This window comes from Erwinia sp. Leaf53 (assembly GCF_001422605.1).
GTDB lineage: Bacteria > Pseudomonadota > Gammaproteobacteria > Enterobacterales > Enterobacteriaceae > Erwinia.
This window is the reverse complement of the sequence record NZ_LMLK01000012.1, coordinates 182464-201228: the sequence shown is the minus strand read 5'-3', so window position 1 is coordinate 201228 and position 18765 is coordinate 182464. Positions and strand designations below refer to the sequence as shown.

The 18765-nt window shown below is 59.8% G+C and carries 13 protein-coding genes and 3 tRNA genes; 5 read left to right on the top strand and 11 right to left on the bottom strand.

What is annotated here, in order from left to right; translation table 11 throughout:
• Positions 1 to 57: 57 nt before the first annotated feature.
• The 7 genes from hflX to nnr form a co-directional block, all read right to left on the bottom strand.
• Complete coding sequence (hflX, locus tag ASF13_RS09685) at positions 58 to 1341, bottom strand: ribosome rescue GTPase HflX (RefSeq protein ID WP_056235407.1); 1284 nt, start codon at positions 1339 to 1341, stop codon at positions 58 to 60.
• A gap of 209 nt (positions 1342 to 1550) precedes the next feature.
• On the bottom strand, positions 1551 to 1862 hold the full coding sequence (hfq, locus tag ASF13_RS09680; RefSeq protein WP_056235404.1) for an RNA chaperone Hfq: 312 nt from the start codon (positions 1860 to 1862) through the stop codon (positions 1551 to 1553).
• A 103-nt stretch (positions 1863 to 1965) separates the two neighbouring features.
• Complete coding sequence (miaA, locus tag ASF13_RS09675; RefSeq protein ID WP_056235401.1) at positions 1966 to 2916, bottom strand: tRNA (adenosine(37)-N6)-dimethylallyltransferase MiaA; 951 nt, start codon at positions 2914 to 2916, stop codon at positions 1966 to 1968.
• Entirely contained in the window at positions 2913 to 5018 is a 2106-nt protein-coding gene (mutL, locus tag ASF13_RS09670) for a DNA mismatch repair endonuclease MutL (protein WP_056235400.1), read from the bottom strand. Before mutL ends, miaA begins: the two co-directional genes overlap by 4 nt.
• Before the next feature lie 152 nt (positions 5019 to 5170).
• Entirely contained in the window at positions 5171 to 6877 is a 1707-nt protein-coding gene (gene amiB, locus ASF13_RS09665; RefSeq protein WP_056235397.1) for an N-acetylmuramoyl-L-alanine amidase AmiB, read from the bottom strand.
• The gene (gene tsaE / locus ASF13_RS09660) at positions 6874 to 7350 is read right to left on the bottom strand and encodes a tRNA (adenosine(37)-N6)-threonylcarbamoyltransferase complex ATPase subunit type 1 TsaE (protein WP_056235394.1); all 477 of its coding nucleotides are present in this window, start codon (positions 7348 to 7350) and stop codon (positions 6874 to 6876) included. The genes amiB and tsaE overlap by 4 nt, the downstream gene beginning before the upstream one ends.
• Positions 7347 to 8870, bottom strand: a complete 1524-nt coding sequence (gene nnr / locus ASF13_RS09655; protein ID WP_056235391.1) for a bifunctional ADP-dependent NAD(P)H-hydrate dehydratase/NAD(P)H-hydrate epimerase — start codon at positions 8868 to 8870, stop codon at positions 7347 to 7349. Before nnr ends, tsaE begins: the two co-directional genes overlap by 4 nt.
• Here nnr and queG point away from each other — a divergent pair.
• Positions 8869 to 10008, top strand: coding sequence for a tRNA epoxyqueuosine(34) reductase QueG (gene queG, locus ASF13_RS09650; protein WP_056235389.1), 1140 nt, complete (start codon positions 8869 to 8871; stop codon positions 10006 to 10008). The genes nnr and queG overlap by 2 nt on opposite strands.
• A gap of 313 nt (positions 10009 to 10321) precedes the next feature.
• On the opposite strand, the gene ASF13_RS09645 is transcribed toward queG, so the two are convergent.
• A tRNA-Gly gene (locus tag ASF13_RS09645) sits at positions 10322 to 10397 on the bottom strand.
• A gap of 398 nt (positions 10398 to 10795) precedes the next feature.
• Positions 10796 to 10871, bottom strand: a tRNA-Gly gene (locus tag ASF13_RS09640).
• A gap of 287 nt (positions 10872 to 11158) precedes the next feature.
• Between ASF13_RS09640 and ASF13_RS09635 the strand changes: the two genes are divergently transcribed.
• Complete coding sequence (locus ASF13_RS09635) at positions 11159 to 12127, top strand: siderophore ABC transporter substrate-binding protein (protein ID WP_082502327.1); 969 nt, start codon at positions 11159 to 11161, stop codon at positions 12125 to 12127.
• A gap of 189 nt (positions 12128 to 12316) precedes the next feature.
• Here ASF13_RS09635 and ASF13_RS09630 read toward each other — a convergent pair.
• Positions 12317 to 12392 (bottom strand) — tRNA-Gly (locus ASF13_RS09630).
• A 241-nt stretch (positions 12393 to 12633) separates the two neighbouring features.
• The gene (gene orn, locus ASF13_RS09625; RefSeq protein ID WP_056235383.1) at positions 12634 to 13179 is read right to left on the bottom strand and encodes an oligoribonuclease; all 546 of its coding nucleotides are present in this window, start codon (positions 13177 to 13179) and stop codon (positions 12634 to 12636) included.
• A 102-nt stretch (positions 13180 to 13281) separates the two neighbouring features.
• Between orn and rsgA the strand changes: the two genes are divergently transcribed.
• The 3 genes from rsgA to mscM all read left to right on the top strand — a co-directional run bounded on the left by rsgA (position 13282) and on the right by mscM (position 18680).
• A complete protein-coding gene (rsgA, locus tag ASF13_RS09620) occupies positions 13282 to 14343 on the top strand; it encodes a small ribosomal subunit biogenesis GTPase RsgA (RefSeq protein ID WP_056235380.1) in 1062 nt (353 codons plus the stop codon).
• 92 nt (positions 14344 to 14435) lie between these two features.
• The gene (asd, locus tag ASF13_RS09615) at positions 14436 to 15335 is read left to right on the top strand and encodes an archaetidylserine decarboxylase (RefSeq protein WP_056235377.1); all 900 of its coding nucleotides are present in this window, start codon (positions 14436 to 14438) and stop codon (positions 15333 to 15335) included.
• A 9-nt stretch (positions 15336 to 15344) separates the two neighbouring features.
• A complete protein-coding gene (gene mscM, locus ASF13_RS09610; RefSeq protein WP_056235374.1) occupies positions 15345 to 18680 on the top strand; it encodes a miniconductance mechanosensitive channel MscM in 3336 nt (1111 codons plus the stop codon).
• The last annotated feature ends 85 nt before the right edge of the window (positions 18681 to 18765 follow it).

Sequence of the window (18765 nt, the reverse complement as noted above, 5' to 3'; positions counted from 1 at the left end):
CTCCATTAATTGTGTGTGCGGTGGTACCCCAGGCCGGGATACGCGTGTCAGGCAAAATCAGTTAACAATGTAATTCGCCAGCGTCGGTTCCTGTTTACACAGACGTCGCCAGTCGACGATCGGCATACGCACGTGCATTCCCACGCTGCCATCCTCTTCGTTCCACTCTTTTTCTATCGCGTGAAGCTGATAAAAACGGCTGCGCAGCCGCCCCGCTTCCGGCGGCAGACGTAAATCAACCTGAGCGATCTCGCCGGCCAGCCGCTCGGTCAGCGCCTGGAACAGCAGCGGCAACCCGACGCCGGTTTGGGCAGAGAGCCAGACCCGAATGGGCCGGTTCTCTTCATCGCGATCGATACGCGGCTCAAAACCGTCCAGCATATCGATTTTATTCATCACCAGCAGGCTGGGGATCTGATCGGACTCAATCTCTTCCAGCACCACGTTAACCGCCTCGATATTTTCCTCAAGGCGCACGTCGGCGGCGTCAATCACGTGCAACAGCAGCGTTGCCTCGCGCGTCTCCTGCAGCGTGGCCTTAAACGCGGCCACGAGGTCGTGTGGCAAATGGCGAATAAAGCCGACGGTATCGGCCAGCACCACTTCACCGACGTCGGCGACGTCCACCCGGCGCAGGGTCGGGTCGAGGGTGGCAAACAGCTGGTCTGCCGCATAAACGTCGGCAGAGGTTAAGCGGTTAAACAGGGTGGATTTACCGGCGTTGGTATAGCCCACCAGAGACACGGTCGGCACATCGGCCTTGTTACGCGCCTGCCTGCCCTGCTCACGCTGTTTTTCAACGCGGGACAGGCGGGAAAGAATCAGGGTAATGCGGTTACGCAGTAAACGACGGTCGGTTTCCAGCTGAGTTTCCCCTGGGCCACGTAAACCAATACCGCCTTTCTGGCGCTCAAGGTGCGTCCAGCCGCGAACCAGACGGGTGGCAAGGTGGCGCAGCTGCGCGAGCTCTACCTGCAGTTTACCTTCGTGGGTGCGCGCGCGCTGGGCGAAGATATCAAGGATCAGTCCGGTACGGTCAATTACCCGGCACTGACACAGCGCTTCCAGATTACGCTCCTGCGCCGGCGTTAAGGCATGATCGAACAGTACCACCGTGGCACCGCTCTCTTTTACCGCCTCGGCAATTTCAGCCGCTTTACCTTCACCCACAAAATATTTCGGGAGGGGCGCTTTGCGGCTGCCGGTTACGACACGCAACGCTTCCACGCCGGCGGAAGAGACCAGAGATTCAAACTCCTGGAGGTCTTCCATATCCCGATCCTGGGTAAAGTAGATGTGAACCAGTACGGCGTGCTCACCGGCATCATAACGGTCAAACAATATTGCAACCTCTCGGAACCCTGTGAAACCTGATGCGCGATGGCCTTACGGCGTCAAATTCAGATTAATTTGCGCGTTCGGCTCGGCGAACGGCTTGTATGCGCGATTTCGCTCCGCTCCGGGCGAATGAGGAAACCGGCTTAACGTCTTTGCCAGGACGGGGTGTCTGCTGGCTGGCAGAGCCCCGTCATGGTGGGACAGTGACTTACTTACTCAGCGTCGTCATTGTCTTGTGCAGGCTGGGAAGACCCACCCTGATTGCTACCGCCGTGATGATAGTTGCTGCTTCCGCCACCCGCATTGTTGCTGTGGTGGGAGACCGGACGGGACGGGACAACGGTAGAGATCGCGTGCTTATACACCATCTGGCTAACCGTGTTTTTCAGCAAAATAACAAACTGGTCAAACGACTCGATCTGCCCCTGCAGTTTAATGCCGTTGACCAAATAAATTGAAACCGGAACACGTTCGCGACGCAGTGCGTTCAAGAACGGATCTTGCAAAGATTGCCCCTTAGCCATTCTATCTTTTCCTTATATGCTTGTTGTTTATAACTTTAAGAACCTTGCAGTTCGAAATACGACCTAAAAAATTTGCGCACGATAACAAACCAATTGTACACAATCACCCATGCTTAGCACTAAGAACCTGTAGCACGCTGGCATACGCCGCCTCAGGATGTTCGCTGTCAAGCCAGTGAACGTTTTCCCAACCGCGTAACCAGGTTATCTGGCGCTTAGCCAACTGCCGGGTCGCGCAAATTCCCCGATAAACCATTTCATCGTAATCAATTTCGCCCGACAAAAATAACCACATCTGGCGATAACCAACACAACGAATGGAAGGCATATCCGTATGCAAATCACCTCGTGCAAACAGTGCCCGAGCCTCCGCTTCAAACCCTGACGCCAGCATCTGATGAAAGCGCTGCTCAATACGCTGATGGATTAGCTCGCGATTCGCGGGTGCGATAGCAAACTGGGCCACATCATAAGGCAGAGCTTCACCGGATGTTTTCGTCAGTTCCGTTAAAGTTTTACCCGAAATAAAAAAAACTTCCAGTGCTCGCGAGAGTCTCTGGGGATCATTCGGATGAATACGAGCGCCAGCAACGGGATCTATGTCACATAACTGACCGTGCAGCGCTTCCCAGCCCTGCTCACTCGCCATCTGCTCTATACGCTGACGCACTTCAGGATCCGCCGGGGGCAACGGCGACAATCCTTCCAGCAACGCCTTGTAGTAGAGCATGGTGCCACCAACAAGCAGCGGGATGTTGCCCCGCGCGGTAATCTCCGCCATTTCAGCCAGCGCATCACGACGGAATTCGGCGGCGGAATAGCTTTCTGCCGGATCGCGGATGTCCAGCAAACGATGGGGTGCCAACGCCAGCTCATCACTGGTGGGCTTAGCGGTTCCGATATCCATCCCGCGGTAGATCAGCGCAGAGTCCACGCTAATCAGTTCAACCGGCAGGGTCTGGCGTAGCGCCATGGCCAGAGCCGTTTTACCCGAGGCCGTTGGCCCCATCAAAAATATCGCCTTCGGCAGGCCAGCCTTAGATTGTTCACTCATTGCTTCAGGGCGTTCATCGCCATTGTGATATCAACGTCTTGCAATAATCCGGAAGGTGGCGATTTAACCAGCTGCGGGCAGAGACGTTCCACGTCGGCCAGCAGAGCAATCGCCTGCGAGTGATTCCAGTGCGCATGTTCAGAAACCGACTGGCGCGCTAACCACTGCGCCGTCTGGCTGGCTGAAACATCCTCCTGCCGGGCTAAGTAGCCTAACAGTTCTGGAATCAAGTTTTGTAAATTTTGTTGGCGTAATGGTAAAGGCACGGCGCGCAGCATCACCCGCTGCGCGTCGTTGTGCAGATCGATACCCAGCTGGTTGAGCAACCCGGCACAGCGGTTGAGGGTGGCCACTTCGGCCTTATCCAGCTGCAACCGCACCGGGATCAGCAGCGGCTGTGGCTTGAGCCCTTCACTTCCCGGCTCCAGCTGGGCCTGCTTCAGCCAGCGCTCGGCCACGGTCAGCGACAGCAGCGCAAGGTGCTGTTTATTTTCCAGCAGCGCATACTGCTGTTGTACCACCGTCAACACGCGGCCAAAGCTCTGAGAATGGCCGCTTAACGGGGCGTCGACCGCTGCCGTGGTACGCGGCGCAGTGGCGGCGGGCGGGGAAGGAACATCAGCCTGCGGATAAGGCTGCTTCGGCTCTTCTCCACGCCCCGCCGCCGGCGTGGTCATCAGCTGGCGGTACAACGCTCCTTCGCGCTGCTGATACTGCGGCAGCTGGCCGGGCCAGCCCGCCTCCGTGGCGGCGGCAGCCCCGGCGCGGCTGCCGTTGTCTGCATGTGTCGTTGGGTAGGTTCGTGCCTGTATGCCTGCCTCAGCACCTGTGTCTGCGCCTGCATTTGTGCCCGCATCTGAATTTGTGTCTGCAGTTGTGCCTGTACCTGCATTTGTACCGGCACCCACATTTGCGGCTGAACCTGGCCTGGTGTCTGTTCCGGTAGCGGCATCGGGCGCGGGTGCGGCGAACCCGCCCCGTTCTGTATCACCGCGGTTTCGCCCGGCGGCCGGTGATGCAAAGTGATTCTCTCCCGCCGCCTGACGGTTTTCCGGCTGCCAGCGTTCGGACGACTGCGCAGCAACGTCTGGCAGCGTGGGCGCTTCACAGGCCTGCAGCACGCTGATCACGCCCTGGTAAATAAAATCGTGCACCAGCCGCGACTGATGGAAGCGCACCTCATGCTTGGCCGGATGCACGTTGACGTCAACCTGGTGCGGGTCGATCTCCAGATAGAGCACATAGGCCGGTTGATGGCCATCGCCGAGCTTGTCCTGATAGGCCTGGCGAATCGCATGGCCGATGAGCCGGTCGCGCATCATGCGGCCGTTGACATAGCAGTACTGCAGCTCGCTCAGCGCCTTCGACCCGACCGGATCGGCCACCCAGCCCTGCAGGATCAGATCGCCATGCTGCCATTCAATGCGCAGCGCATGGCTGATAAAGGTGGATCCGCAGATCGCCGCCAGCCGCCGTTCACGCTGCGTGGGATCGCTGGCACCGCGATACTGACGCACCAGCTTGCCGTTGTGGCTGAGGGAGAAAGCCACGTCGAAGCGCGCCAGCGCAATACGGCGGATCACTTCATCAATATGGGTAAATTCGGTTTTCTCGGTGCGCATAAACTTGCGCCGCGCCGGGGTGTTGTAGAACAGGTCCAGCACTTCCAGCGTGGTGCCCTGCGGGTGGGCGGCCGGTTTCAGGGTTACCGCCTGGTCACGCCCTTCGGCGTAAGCCTGCCAGGCTTCGCTCTGCTCCGCCGTACGCGAGGTCAGCAGCAGGCGCGACACCGAGCTGATGCTGGCCAGCGCCTCACCGCGAAAACCGAGGCTGGCGATCGCTTCCAGATCGTCGAGAGTGCTGATTTTACTGGTGGCATGACGCGCCAGCGCCATTGCCAGCTCCTCTTTACCGATGCCGCAGCCGTTATCGCGAATGCGGATCAGCTTAGCCCCCCCCTTCTCGATATCGATATCGATGCGGGTCGCGCCGGCATCCAGGCAGTTTTCCACCAGCTCTTTCACCACCGACGCCGGGCGCTCAACCACCTCACCGGCGGCAATCTGATTGGCAAGCTGGGGGGGTAAGATCTGAATGGGCATCATCACTCCTCAATTATTCCATCGCGGCATTGACCGGCAGTACGCGGTGCTTAAGCCAGCGTGCGTCTCCGGCCGGGCGGCTGCAAGGGGGCCAGCCCGGAACCCGGCCAGGAAACCGGCGGCAGAAACCGGCTACCGCCACCTTCAGCCGCTCAGGAGGCCGGAATGGTCAGCGTCTGACCCAGCATCACGTTTTGCGACTTCATCTTATTCGCCTGCTGGATCGACTGCGGGCTGACGCCGTAATGCACCGCGATCGCCGTCAGCGAGTCACCGCGCACCACCTTATGCCGCTGCGCGCGTTTCGGTTTGGCGCGGTTTGCTGCCTGGGTTACCACGGGTTTGGCCACGCGGGCCGTCTGCGCCCCCGCCGGCACCTTCAGCCGCTGACCAACCCATACCACATCTTTCTTCAGCGTATTCATACCGCGCAGGGTGGCCATGCTGGCACCGTACTGCGCGGCGATACCGGACAAGGTTTCCCCGCGCTTAACCACGTGACGCTGCACGGCACCGGTGTAGACGGTGCCAGCCGGGGCCGGTTCAGGCTCTGCGTTAACCGCCGCTGCGGACTGCAACGGTCGGTTTTCCTCCTTTGGGACGGATTGTAGCGGGTGCGCCAGGAAGTAGTTGCGCAAGCCTTTATAGATCGACTCGGCAATCTTCTGCTGGTATGCGCTACTGCCAAGCAGTCGCTCCTCCGAAGGGTTGCTGATAAAGCCGGTTTCCACCAGCAGGGAAGGAATATCCGGCGAGCGCAGGACGCCCAGGCTGGCATGTTCCGGTCGGCGCTTGTGCAGCGCGCCGACGCGCTGCAGCTGAGCAATCACTTTTACCGCCACGTCGTAGCCTACACGCTGTGAGTGGCCGAACTGCAGGTCGAGCACCGCCTGGCTGAGGTACGGGTCTGCCTGGCTGTTGGCCAGCAGGTCGCCGGCACCGCCCAGCAGTTCGGACTGTTTCTCGTGCTGTTCCAGCCAGCCGGCCATTTCGCTGTTGGCGCGACGGTTAGACAGCACCCACACTGAGGCACCTGACGCGCTGCGGCTGGGGGCGGCATCGGCATGGATCGACACCAGAAGATTCGCATTCTGCTTGCGCGCCACGTCGGAACGCCCCATCACCGAGATAAAGTAGTCGCCGTCGCGGGTCATCACCCCCTTAAACATCGGGTCGGCGTTCAGCAGCTCTTTCAGCTTGCGGGCGATGGCGATGGTAACATTTTTCTCTTTTAGCCCGCTGGGCCCGATGGCACCCGGGTCCTGACCGCCGTGGCCGGCATCAATCGCCACGATCGCCACATCGCTGCTGCTGGCACGGGAGGTACGCGGACGTGCAACCTGGTTACCGCTGGTGACGGTGGTCACCGGATTTGCGCCAAACGGATTTTTCGCCGGTTCACTGCTGACCGGTGCCGGACGTGAGGTACCCGCACTGCTGACCGGGGCCGGACGTGCGGCCGGTTTCGCCGGCTGGCGGCTGCTGATGGTAAACACCACGTTATAAGTGCTGCCGTTGCGCTGGGTTACCGCGCGGGTTTTACCGGCTTCCGTCAGCTCAAACACCAGACGGATGCTCTGGCTGTCTTTCGCCTCGCTGGAGCGGATGCGTTTAACCAGGTTCTCGCCGCTAAATTCGAGCGGTAGCCCCTTCACCACGCCGCTCTGGCGGATATCCAGCACCACCCGCTCCGGGTTATGCAACGGGAAAAAGGCGTACACCGGCTGCCCGGCAAAGCTGAGTTTTACCGTGGCTTCGTTGCTGCCGTTAGCCACCTGAATATCCGAAAGATTGGCCGCCAGCGTACTGAAGGTGCAGCACAGCAGCGCCAGCATCAGCCAGGACTTCACCTGCCTCATGCTTCCCCCTCCGCGCGCGCGAACTGCTGCAGCATCTGCTCACCGTTAGCCGAGCGGGCACGCAGCTCGGCCTGCCGCGCGTGGCCCTGGTAGCTGAGATGCAGTTCGAGATCGGGTTCAGGCAGCACGCCGGTGCCCTGCTGCGGCCACTCGACCAGACAGATACTGTCGTCACCGAAGTAGTCACGGATACCCATAAATTCCAGCTCTTCCGGATCGGCAAGGCGGTACAGGTCAAAATGATAGACGCGGCGATCGGGCAGCACGTAGGGCTCCACCAGCGTATAGGTCGGGCTTTTTACGTTGCCCTGATGCCCCAGCGCCTGCAGGAATCCACGGCTGAAGGTGGTTTTTCCTGCACCGAGATCGCCATAAAGATAGAGGGTCGCCGCGCCATCACAGGCGCGGGCCAGCCGGGCACCCATTGCGAGAGTTGCTGCCTCATCGGGCAACGCGATTACACAGGTCATCATTCTTTTATATTCGACATCTCAGGATTAACAAACAGATACAGCCAGGAGAACAGATCGGTTGCCAGCATACCACGCGTACCATAGCGCCGTGCTACCGCGTCTGCCGCTGCGCCGTGCGCGACACAGCCCGCGCAGGCTGCGTCAAACAGTGAGAGCCCTTGCCCCGCCAGGCTGGCAATAATACCGGATAACACATCGCCCATGCCGCCGCTGGCCATGCCGGCATTGCCGACATCGGCAATCGCCAGCGCCCCCTGCGGCCCGGCAATCAGTGTGCCGGCACCTTTCAGCACCACCACGCCGCCATAGCGTTTTGCCAGGCGCTGTGCCGCAAGTAAGCGGTCACTCTCAATTTCGCTAACGTTACTGTTCAGCAAACGCGCCGCTTCACCCGGATGTGGCGTAATAATGCGATTTTGACGTTTATCGGGGCTGATTGCCAGCAGGTTAAGCGCATCGGCATCCCAAAGCATCGGTTTGTTTGAGTTTTCGACCTTCTTTAAGGCCTTTTTACCCCAGTCGCGCTGTCCCAGTCCCGGACCGATGACGATCGTATCGGCCCATTCCAGGCCGTCATCCAGCGTCTGTGCGTCCAGCTCCTGCACCATCAGCTCCGGGCGGGCGGTCAGCAGCGGCGCCACATTATCTTTGTGAGTAAGTACTCGCACCAGGCCTGATCCTGCGCGCAGCGCCGCTTCAGCGGCCATACGTATAGCACCCGCCGTACCGTGATCGCCGCCGATTACCAGCAGCTTACCGTGATCGCCTTTGTGTGAGGTGGCTTTGCGCGGCTGCAGCCAGCGCGTGAGGTGCGTTGCGTCAAAGCGGGCGATGGCGGGAGGCTGACTGGCCAGGAATGCTTCCAGTCCCAGCGCGTGATAATGCAGCCGGCCCCGGTAGTCGCGCGCTTTTCCGGTCAGTAGCCCGGGCTTAAGGGCGATAAAGCTTAGCGTATGCGTAGCGATAATCGCCGCACCGGGCGTTGTACCGGTAGTGGCCGCTAACCCTGAGGGCACATCCACGGCAAATACCGGGGCCGGATGGCCGTTTGCCCGCTCAATCAGCCGCGCGTAAGGTTCAGCAGGGGCGCGGTTCAGCCCACTACCGAGCAGCGCATCGACGATAACGTCCACACTCTGCGGCCAGGCCGCCGATGCTGCGTGGATCACACCGCCCGCCGCCCGCCAGGCTTCCCGTGCCTGCCGGGCTTCCTCGGGCTGCGACGTATCACTCTCCACCGCCAGCAGCGTCACGCTGATGCCCGCTGCCTGCGCCAGCCGCGCCACCACATAGCCGTCGCCACCGTTATTACCGTGGCCACACAGCACCAGCCAGTGACGGCTATCGGGCCACAGGCGCTGCAGTGCGCTGAACGCCGCCTGCCCGGCGCGCTGCATCAGTTCATACAGCGTCAAACCCTGGCTGTCCGCCCCTTCGCGCTCCAGCCGGGCAATCGCCTCCACAGGCCAGACAGATTCAGGTAAACTTAACGGGTCTTCCAGCTGGTTCAGGTTATTCATGTCGCATCCTCTCGATCTCCATCAACTCGCCCGGGATATTAAACAGTGGGGGCTTGAACTCGGCTTTCAGCAGGTCGGTATCACCGATACCGATTTAACGCTGGAGGAGCCGCGCCTGCAGGCGTGGCTGGATAAACAATACCACGGCGAGATGGACTGGATGGCGCGCCACGGTATGATGCGCGCCCGCCCCCACGAACTGCTGCCCGGCACCCTGCGGGTGATCAGCGTTCGTATGAACTATCTGCCGGCCAAAGCCGCCTTTGCCAGCACGCTGAAAAACCCCCGTCTGGGCTACGTCAGCCGCTACGCGCTGGGCCGCGACTACCACAAAGTATTGCGCAATCGCCTGAAAAAGCTCGGTGATATGATCCTTGAGCGCTGCGGCGACGCGCAGTTCCGGCCGTTTGTTGACTCGGCCCCGCTGCTGGAGCGCCCGCTGGCGGCCAAAGCCGGGCTGGGCTGGACCGGTAAACACTCGCTGATCTTAAACCGTGAAGCCGGATCGTGGTTTTTCTTAGGGGAACTGCTGATCGACCTGCCGCTGCCGATTGACAGTCCGGTGGAGGAAAACTGCGGTCGCTGCGTCGCCTGCATCACTACCTGTCCGACCGGTGCCATCGTCGAACCTTACACGGTAGACGCGCGTCGCTGCATCTCCTATCTGACCATTGAGCTGGAAGGGGCGATCCCGGAAGAGTTTCGCCCGCTGATTGGCAACCGCATCTACGGCTGCGACGACTGCCAGCTGATCTGCCCGTGGAACCGTTACGGCCAGCTGACCGATGAGGATGATTTCAGCCCGCGCGCGGTGCTGCACGCGCCACCGCTGACCGAGCTGTTTGCCTGGGATGAGGCCAAATTTCTGCGCATCACCGAAGGCTCGGCCATTCGCCGGATTGGTCATCTGCGCTGGTTGCGCAATATTGCCGTCGCCCTGGGTAACGCACCGTGGGATGAACACCACCTGCAGGCGCTGGAAAACCGCCGCGGCGAAAACACGCTGCTGGATGAGCATATTGCGTGGGCTATCGCCCAACAGCTGGCCCGCCGGGAGGAAAATGCGGTAGAGGTGCAAACCAGCCAGCAAAAACGCCTGGTACGGGTAATAGAGAAAGGATTACCCCGTGATGCTTAATTGCGCAAGGTGACGAATTTCAGCCACGCGAAAACTATCCACACGCTGTGAATAAAATTAAAAAAGCGTTGTCATTCAACCGGGACAAAAAGCACAAGCGATCTGCATAACAGAATGAAACATTAACAATAATAATAAAAACAGTATGTTACGCAGAATATGTAAGAATTTACTGAGATCGTGGAAAAAACCACTGCCAGCGTAAGCTGTGGATAACTCTGTTTACGATTTTTCACTATCCGGATCGACAAGACCACCGCACGGCGCCCGGCGCTGTGGATAATTATGCTGCGTATTGAGAAAGTTTATTATCTGGAGCGGGAAACGAGACTCGAACTCGCGACCCCGACCTTGGCAAGGTCGTGCTCTACCAACTGAGCTATTCCCGCTTAGAAGTGATGCTGCTTTACTGCGCAAATCAACGTGTAACTTATTGATTTTTATAACTTTTACCTCTCCATTCCGGAGAGGAGGTCGCTATTATGGACCTCTTTGGCTGGAGTGGCAAGCGGAGTTTTGAAAAAATATCGTGTTGCGCAAAAATCTGGCGATCCAGGGCAACAGTTTGCTCATCAGAGTTAGATGATTCCACATTTTCTCCGCATCTGTCTCTGCAATCGGCTCGCGTAAAGCACCACTCAGTGCCCGGCTTCACGAAAACACAGCAGGCCGGGGAATGTCGGCAGCAAAGAGAATGAGGCGAAGGATAAGCATCATGCAGAAACGAAAAAAGGACCCGAAGGTCCTTTTTTCACTCGCCTGCCGGCGTAACCGACGGCGAAAAATTTGGAGCGGGAAACGAGACTCGAACTCGCGACCCCGACCTTGGCAAGGTCGTGCTCTACCAACTGAGCTATTCCCGCTTGGGTGGTGCAATCAAACATTTGGTAATTCTTTGATTCGATTCATCTTTTAATTCCTGAATCAGGAATGGGCGCTATTATGGCGTGCCGGGGCGGCGCTGGCAAGCCCTGATAACGGCTTTTTTCACCGATCCGTGCTGACTGCTATAAAAACCTCCAGTTTCGCCATGTTACGGCGAAAATCTCGCCATTTTCGCCCGGTTTACCTGGGCGCTGTACATCCTGAATGAAATCCGTATTATTTATTGAGAACGATTATCAATTACACTTACATAGGATGTGACTATATGCCTCTCTCACGTTTGACCCGTGCCTGTCTCGCCAGCTGCCTGTTACTGACCGCCGGTGCCGGTTTCACCACTATCGCCACCGCCGCCACTCCTTCTGCTGCTTCCGACAGCGTAGCAATTACCGACAGCATCAATACCCAGACCATTAAGAAGAACCCGAAGAACGTGGTGGTCTACGATCTGGCAATACTGGAGATCCTCGATGTGCTGGACGTGAAGGTTTCCGGCCTGTCGCTGCCACAGAAAAAAGGCAGCTTCCCGCCGTTCCTCAGCCAGTATGAGTCCGGCCCTTACTACAACGCCGGTAATCCGTTTAAGCCGGACTTCGAGGCGTTGCGTAAAGAGAAGCCGGACCTGATCATCGGCGGTGAGCGCGCCTTTGAGTCAACCGACAAGTTCCGTGAAATTGCGCCGACGCTGGATCTGACCATCGACCACCCGCATCTGCTGCAGAGCCTCTCACAGCGCACTCGCTCGCTGGGTGAACTGTTTGATAAGCAACCGCAGGCTACAGCTGCGATTAAGGCGCTGGAAGACGATGTGAATAAGGTGCGCCCGCTGGCGGAGAAGGCCGGGACCGCGATGACCATCCTCACCACCGGCGATAAGCTGATGGGCTACGGCAGCGGCGGCAAGTATGGCTTTATCGCCGACTTTATCGGCTTTAAGGATGCGACGCCGTTAACCCATAACAGCCGCTTCGGCGAAGTGATCGACAGCGCCCGTATCGCCAAAGCCAATCCGCAGTGGATCTTCGTTATTGACCGCGACTCGGTGCTCGGCAAAAGCCCGGACTACAGCAACGCGAAAAAGCTGCTGGATAATGCCGATGTTAAAGGCACCGATGCCGCCAAAAACAACCGCATCATCTACCTGAACGCGCAGGAAATTTACGGCTCCGGCGGTATCACCACCTACCGCAACCAGGCGCAGCGGATTTACCAGCTGCTGAAAGACGCGAAATAAGCGCAGGCGTTACAGAAAGGGCGGTGGCAGCATCGCCCGCTTAGCCACGTCATGACCTGAATGCGTCGTTACGCCAGTGCCTGATGCACGCAGATAGCGGATGGCACAGCGCTGTGGCTGAGAAACAAAAAAAGGCCCCCGAAGGGACCTTCTTTCGCATCCGGCAGACTACAATCTACCGGATTAATCTGGAGCGGGAAACGAGACTCGAACTCGCGACCCCGACCTTGGCAAGGTCGTGCTCTACCAACTGAGCTATTCCCGCAGGGGTCGTAACGATGAATTTTCTCACCGGTACGGGGAGCGCATTATACGGAGTTTCCTTACCCCTGCAACCCCTCGTGCAAAAAAAATTTCATAAAACCGTTCGGTCGGCTGTTTTTCCACCATCCTGAGTCATTTTCTGACTCAGGATGAATGAAGCGCGGCACGCGCCAGTCAGTCCGGGCCTTACGCCGCCACCTCCCTCGCTACGCGCGCCCGTCAGCCTTGCGCTGCACGGCCGCTTACAGCTGAATAAAGTGCTCGCGGTAGTAAGCCAGTTCGGCCACCGACTCGCGGATGTCGTCCATCGCCTGGTGGCTGCCCTGCTTTTTAAAACCGGGCAGGATCTCCGGCTTCCAGCGGCGCGCCAGCTCTTTCAGCGTGCTCACGTCCAGATAGCGATAATGGAAGTACGCTTCCAGCTCCGGCATATATTTGAACAGGAAACGGCGATCCTGGCCGATGCTGTTGCCACAGATCGGGGAGGTATTGGCCGGTGCCCACTGTTTGAGGAACTCAATGGTCGCCAGCTCGGCGGCGCGGTCGTCAAACTGGCTGGCCTTAACCCGCTCAACCAGGCCGCTGTTGGTGTGGGTACGTACGTTCCACTCGTCCATCAGCGCCAGCTGAGCGTCCGACTGATGCACGGCAAACACCGGCCCCTCCGCGAGAATGTTCAGGTCGGCATCGGTCACCAGAGTGGCGATCTCAATAATACGATCCTGCTCCGGGTCCAGCCCGGTCATCTCAAGATCGATCCAAATCAGATTATTTGCATTAGCAGTCATAGTGCGTCTCACGGTAGCCAGAGCGGCATTGTCTCAATTTAGCGTGTATGATAGACGTTTTGCCCGCGAAGGGCGAAATATGCCGTAACCGTGTGAGGAACAGTGACTAAAAACAAACTATCCAAAGGTCAGCAACGTCGCGTGAGTGCCAACCACGATCGTCGCCTGAAGCAGCGTGCCGATAAACCCGAGCCGGATGACAGCCTGTTTGGTGAAGCACGTGATGGCGTGGTGATCAGCCGTTTTGGTATGCATGCCGACGTTGAAGACGCGGACGGTTCGGTGCACCGCTGTAATATCCGCCGGACCATTCGTTCGCTGGTCACCGGCGACCGCGTGCTGTGGCGCCCCGGCGTTGAGGGCGGTGCCACGGTCAAAGGCATTGTTGAAGCCGTACACGAGCGCACCTCGGTGCTGACCCGCCCCGACTTCTACGACGGCGTAAAACCGATTGCCGCCAACATTAACCAGATTGTGGTGGTGTCGGCGATTCTGCCGGAGCTGTCGCTGAACATTATCGACAGGTATCTGGTGGCCTGCGAAACGCTGGGCGTCGAACCGCTGCTGGTGCTGAATAAAACCGACCTGCTGGACGACGAAGCCCGCGCCTTTGTCGACGAGCAGATGAATATCTACCGCCATATCGGCTACCCGGTGCTGATGGTATCGAGCTACCGCAAAGAGGGCCTGGCCGAGCTGGAGCAGGCGCTGGCTGGCCGTATCAGCATCTTTGCCGGCCAGTCCGGCGTCGGTAAATCCAGCCTGCTGAACGCGCTGCTGGGGCTGGAGCTGGGTAACAATGAGATCCTGACCAACGACGTGTCAGACGTCTCCGGCCTCGGCCAGCACACCACCACCGCTTCGCGCCTGTATCACTTCCCGCACGGTGGTGACGTGATCGACTCCCCTGGCGTGCGTGAATTCGGTTTATGGCACCTGGAGCCGGAACAAATCACCCGTGGATTTGTCGAATTCCGTGACTATCTGGGTGGTTGTAAATTCCGCGACTGCAAGCACGACACCGATCCAGGCTGTGCCATTCGCGAAGCGGTGGATAAAGGCGAGATCGACGAGTCCCGCTTCGTCAACTATCACCAGATTCTGGAAACGATGGCTGAAGTGCAGGCAAAAACCCGCCGCAATTTCACCAGCGACAAAGACTGACGGCGCTGCCGGGGCGACCATAGCCTTAACCCCCCGGCGCTGCTACAATCCGCCCCCTTTTCTCTTTTGCTGTCTTAAGCCAGGAGGCTCACGTGTTAGATCGTATTAAACTCGGCCTGAATAACTTACTGCCGAAACAAGCCCTGACTGAACTGGCCGGCTGGGGAGCCAGCAAACGCGCCGGCTGGCTGACGAAAGCGGTGATCGACGCTTTCGTCTGGTTCTATAAGGTCGATATGAAAGAGGCGCAGAAGCCGGATACCGCCAGCTATCGCACGTTTAACGACTTTTTCGTCCGCCCGCTGCGCGACGATGCCCGCCCGCTGAATACCGATCCTAACCAGCTGATCCTGCCGGCAGACGGTGCCATCAGCCAGCTGGGCCGCATTGAAGGCGACCAGATTTTCCAGGCCAAAGGCCATACCTACTCGCTGGAAGCGCTGCTGGCCGGTCAGGCCGCGATGGTGGATCTGTTCCGTGACGGCGAGTTCGTTACCACCTATCTGGCACCGCGCGACTACCACCGCGTGCATATGCCGTGCAACGGCATCCTGCGCGAGATGATCTACGTGCCGGGCGATCTCTACTCGGTGAATCCGTTGACCGCGCAGAACATCCCGAACCTGTTTGCCCGTAACGAGCGTGTCATCTGCCTGTTCGATACTGAGTTCGGTCCGCTGGCGCAGATCCTGGTCGGTGCCACCATCGTCGGCAGCATTGAGACCGTCTGGGCCGGTACCGTCACCCCACCGCGTGAAGGCGTGATCAAACGCTGGAGCTGGCCGGGTGCCGAAGAAGAGGGCTCCGTGGTGCTGCTGAAAGGCCAGGAGATGGGCCGCTTCAAGCTCGGTTCTACGGTGATTAACCTGTTCGCCGCGGGCAAAGTCCAGCTGGCAGAAAGCCTGGCGGCGGAGAGCAAAACCCGCCTCGGCGAACCGCTGGCCATTGCACTGCAAAAAGAGAGTGCGGAAGATGTTCTCCACCACCCATAGCAGGCCGCCATGTTACGTCTGATCCCTGCCCTGTTACTCGGCTGGAGCCTGCTCCAGCCGGTGTACGCCGCCAGCCTGCCCGATGCTACACAGGTCGGGCAGCAGCTTGAAGAAGCCAAAGCCGATAAATCCGCCGCCGGCCAGACCGATCGGGTCGAAGCGCTGCAGTCCACCCTTAACGCGCTGGACGAGCGTAAGCAGTCGCTGGCGCGTACTGCCGAATACCAGCAGGTTATCGACGACTTCCCGAAACTGACCCGCGAACTGCGTCAGCAGATTGCCGGACTGACCGACGGCAGTAAAGCGCCCCGCGCCAGTATGAGCGCCGCCGAGCTGGATCAGGAGATCCTGCAGGTGAGCAGCCAGCTGCTGGAGGAGCGCCGCCAGGCGCAGCAGGAGCAGGATCGCGCCCGGGAAATCAGCGATTCGCTTTCGCAGCTGCCGCAGCAGCAGAGCGAAGCCCGCCGCAGCCTGAACGAGATCGAACGCCGCCTGCAGGGGCAGCCCACAGCCAACACGCCGCTGGGCCAGGCTCAGTTAGCCGCCCGTCAGGCGGAATCTGCCGCACAGAAGGCGCGGGTGGATGAGCTGGAGCTGGCGCAGCTCTCCGCCAACAACCGTCAGGAGCTGGCGCGTATGCGTGCCGAGGTGCACCAGCGCACCGCCAGCCAGATGGACAGCTACCTGCAGGATCTGCGTAACCTGCAGAACAGCCAGCGCCAGCGGGAAGCCGAAACCGCGCTGGCCCGCACCGAACAGCTGGCGGAGAACAGCGGCGACCTGCCTGCCGGGATTGCCGAGCAGTTCCGCGTCAACCGCGAGCTCTCCGCCGCGCTGAACCAACAGGCGCAGCGGCTGGACCTGGTGGCCTCGCAGCAGCGCACCGCCGCCAACCAGACCCTGCAGGTGCGCCAGGCGCTGAGCACCATTCGTGAACAGTCGCAGTGGCTGGGCGTCTCTAACGTGCTCGGTGAAGCGCTGCGCGCGCAGGTCGCGCGCCTGCCGGATATACCGAAACCGCAGCAGCTGGACAGCGAAATGGGTGAGCTGCGCGTCCAGCGTCTGAAGTATGAGGATCTGCTGGAACACCAGCAGACGCTGCGCCAGCTGCGCCAGGACGACAACAGTAACCTGACCACAGAGCAGCGGCGCATTCTTGACGCGCAGCTGAAAACCCAGCGCGAGCTGCTGACCTCGCTGCTCTCCGGCTGCGACAATCTGATTCTGGAAGTGACCAAGCTGAAGGTCGGCAACACCCAGCTGGTGGACGCGCTGAACGAAGTGAAAGAGGCCGCCCACCGCTACCTGTTCTGGACCGCCGACGTCAGCGCTATCGGCTTCAGCTTCCCGCTGGATCTGGCGCGCGACCTGCAGAAGCTGCTGTCGCTGGATACGCTGGGCCAGCTGGGCGGTGCGCTGGTGATGATGGTCACCAGCCGGGAGACGGTGCTGCCGCTGCTCGGAGCCGTGCTGCTGGTCGGCTTCAGCCTCAGCTCACGCCGCCACTTCCGCCGCTTCCTCGAACGGGCCTCCGGCAAGGTCGGCAAGGTGACGCTGGACCACTTCAGCCTGACGCTGCGCACCGTCTTCTGGTCGATCCTCGTGGCGCTGCCGCTGCCGGTGCTGTGGGCGGCGCTGGGCTACGGCTTACAGCACGCCTGGCCCTACCCGCTGGCGGTAGCGATTGGCGACGGCGTCACCGCCAGCGTCCCGCTGCTGTGGGCATTTATGATCAGCGCCACCTTTGCCCGTTCGCAGGGGCTGTTTATCGTCCACTTCCGCTGGCCGCAGGCCCGCGTGGCGCGGGCGATGCGCTTCTACACGCTGTGCGTCGGGCTGGTCGTGCCGTTGATCATGCTGCTGATCGCCTTCGACAACCTCGAAGAGCGCCAGTTCTCACCGACGCTCGGCCGCGTCTGCTTTATTCTGATCTGCGGCGCGCTTAGCCTGGTGACCGTCAGCCTGAAACGCGCCGGCATCCCGCTGCACCTTGATAAAGAGGGCAACGGCGAGAACGTGATCAATAACATCCTGTGGAACGTGATGATCGCCATTCCGCTGGTGGCGGCACTGGCCTCGTGCATCGGCTATCTGGCTACCGCCCAGGCGCTGCTGGCGCGGTTAGAGACCTCGGTGGCGATCTGGTTCCTGCTGCTGGTGATCTACCACATTATCCGCCGCTGGATGCTGATCCAGCGGCGTAAAATCGCCTTTGACCGCGCCCGCCAGCGCCGTGCAGAGATCCTCGCCCAGCGCGCGCGCGGCGAAGAGGATCTGGCCGCCCAGCAGAGCGCGGCGGACAGCATCGATGTTGAAGAGCCGGTGATCGACCTCGATGCGATCAGCGCCCAGTCGCTGCGGCTGGTGCGTTCGATCCTGACGTTAATCGCGCTGGTGTCGGTGATCGTGCTGTGGTCAGAGATCCATTCGGCGTTTGGCTTCCTCGAAAACATCCGCCTGTGGGACGTCAGCACCACCGTGCAGGGCGTTGAGAGCCTGCAACCGATCACCCTCGGTTCGGTGCTGATCGCGATTCTGGTGCTGATTATCACCACTCAGCTGGTGCGCAATATGCCCGCCCTGCTTGAGCTGGCGCTGCTGCAGCACATCAGCCTGACGCCGGGCACCGGCTACGCTATCACCACCATCACCAAATATGTGCTGGTGCTGGTGGGCGGGCTGGTCGGCTTCTCGATGATCGGCGTTGACTGGTCGAAGCTGCAGTGGCTGGTGGCGGGTTTAACGCTGGGGCTGGGCTTCGGGCTGCAGGAGATCTTCGCTAACTTCGTCTCCGGCCTGATTATCCTGTTTGAGAAACCGATCCGTATCGGCGATACCGTGACCATCCGCGATCTGACCGGCAGCATCACCCGCATCAACACCCGTGCCACCACCATCACCGACTGGGACCGCAAAGAGATTATCGTGCCGAACAAGGCCTTTATCACCGAGCAGTTCGTCAACTGGTCGCTGTCGGACTCGGTGACCCGCGTGGTGCTGACCATTCCGGCGTCTGCCGAGGCCAACAGTGAGGAAGTGACCAACGTGCTGATGACGGCGGCACAGCGCTGCTCGTACGTGCTGGACACGCCGCCGCCGGAAGCCTTCCTGGTGGACCTGCAGCAGGGTATTCAGCTGTTTGAGCTGCGTATTCACGCCGCCGAGATGGGCCACCGCATGCCGCTGCGCCATGAGCTGCATCAGCTGATCCTGCGCGGCTATCAGGAGCACAATCTGGAAATGCCGTTCCCACCGTTCCAGGTGCGTATGGAGACGCTGGGTCGCAAAACGCCGGCCAGCAACGGTGCGCCGGCGGCACGCAACTACAAATCAGGTGGACTGTAACCGGGATGGCCGCAATGCTGCCGCGGCATAGCCACCGCTGAGCAGCGCCCGTCGGGCGTTTTGGGCAGGTGTTTTAGTGAGGCGC

Excerpts from the sequence above, each read along its gene's own strand:
- orn (WP_056235383.1), bottom strand. The coding sequence starts at position 13,179 with ATGACTGCTAATGCAAATAATCTGATTTGGATCGATCTTGAGATGACC.
- hfq (WP_056235404.1), bottom strand. The coding sequence starts at position 1,862 with ATGGCTAAGGGGCAATCTTTGCAAGATCCGTTCTTGAACGCACTGCGT.
- mutL (WP_056235400.1), bottom strand. The coding sequence starts at position 5,018 with ATGCCCATTCAGATCTTACCCCCCCAGCTTGCCAATCAGATTGCCGCC.
- queG (WP_056235389.1), top strand. The coding sequence starts at position 8,869 with ATGTCGCATCCTCTCGATCTCCATCAACTCGCCCGGGATATTAAACAG.
- nnr (WP_056235391.1), bottom strand. The coding sequence starts at position 8,870 with ATGAATAACCTGAACCAGCTGGAAGACCCGTTAAGTTTACCTGAATCT.
- mscM (WP_056235374.1), top strand. The coding sequence starts at position 15,345 with ATGTTACGTCTGATCCCTGCCCTGTTACTCGGCTGGAGCCTGCTCCAG.
- ASF13_RS09635 (WP_082502327.1), top strand. The coding sequence starts at position 11,159 with ATGCCTCTCTCACGTTTGACCCGTGCCTGTCTCGCCAGCTGCCTGTTA.
- amiB (WP_056235397.1), bottom strand. The coding sequence starts at position 6,877 with ATGAGGCAGGTGAAGTCCTGGCTGATGCTGGCGCTGCTGTGCTGCACC.
- tsaE (WP_056235394.1), bottom strand. The coding sequence starts at position 7,350 with ATGATGACCTGTGTAATCGCGTTGCCCGATGAGGCAGCAACTCTCGCA.
- miaA (WP_056235401.1), bottom strand. The coding sequence starts at position 2,916 with ATGAGTGAACAATCTAAGGCTGGCCTGCCGAAGGCGATATTTTTGATG.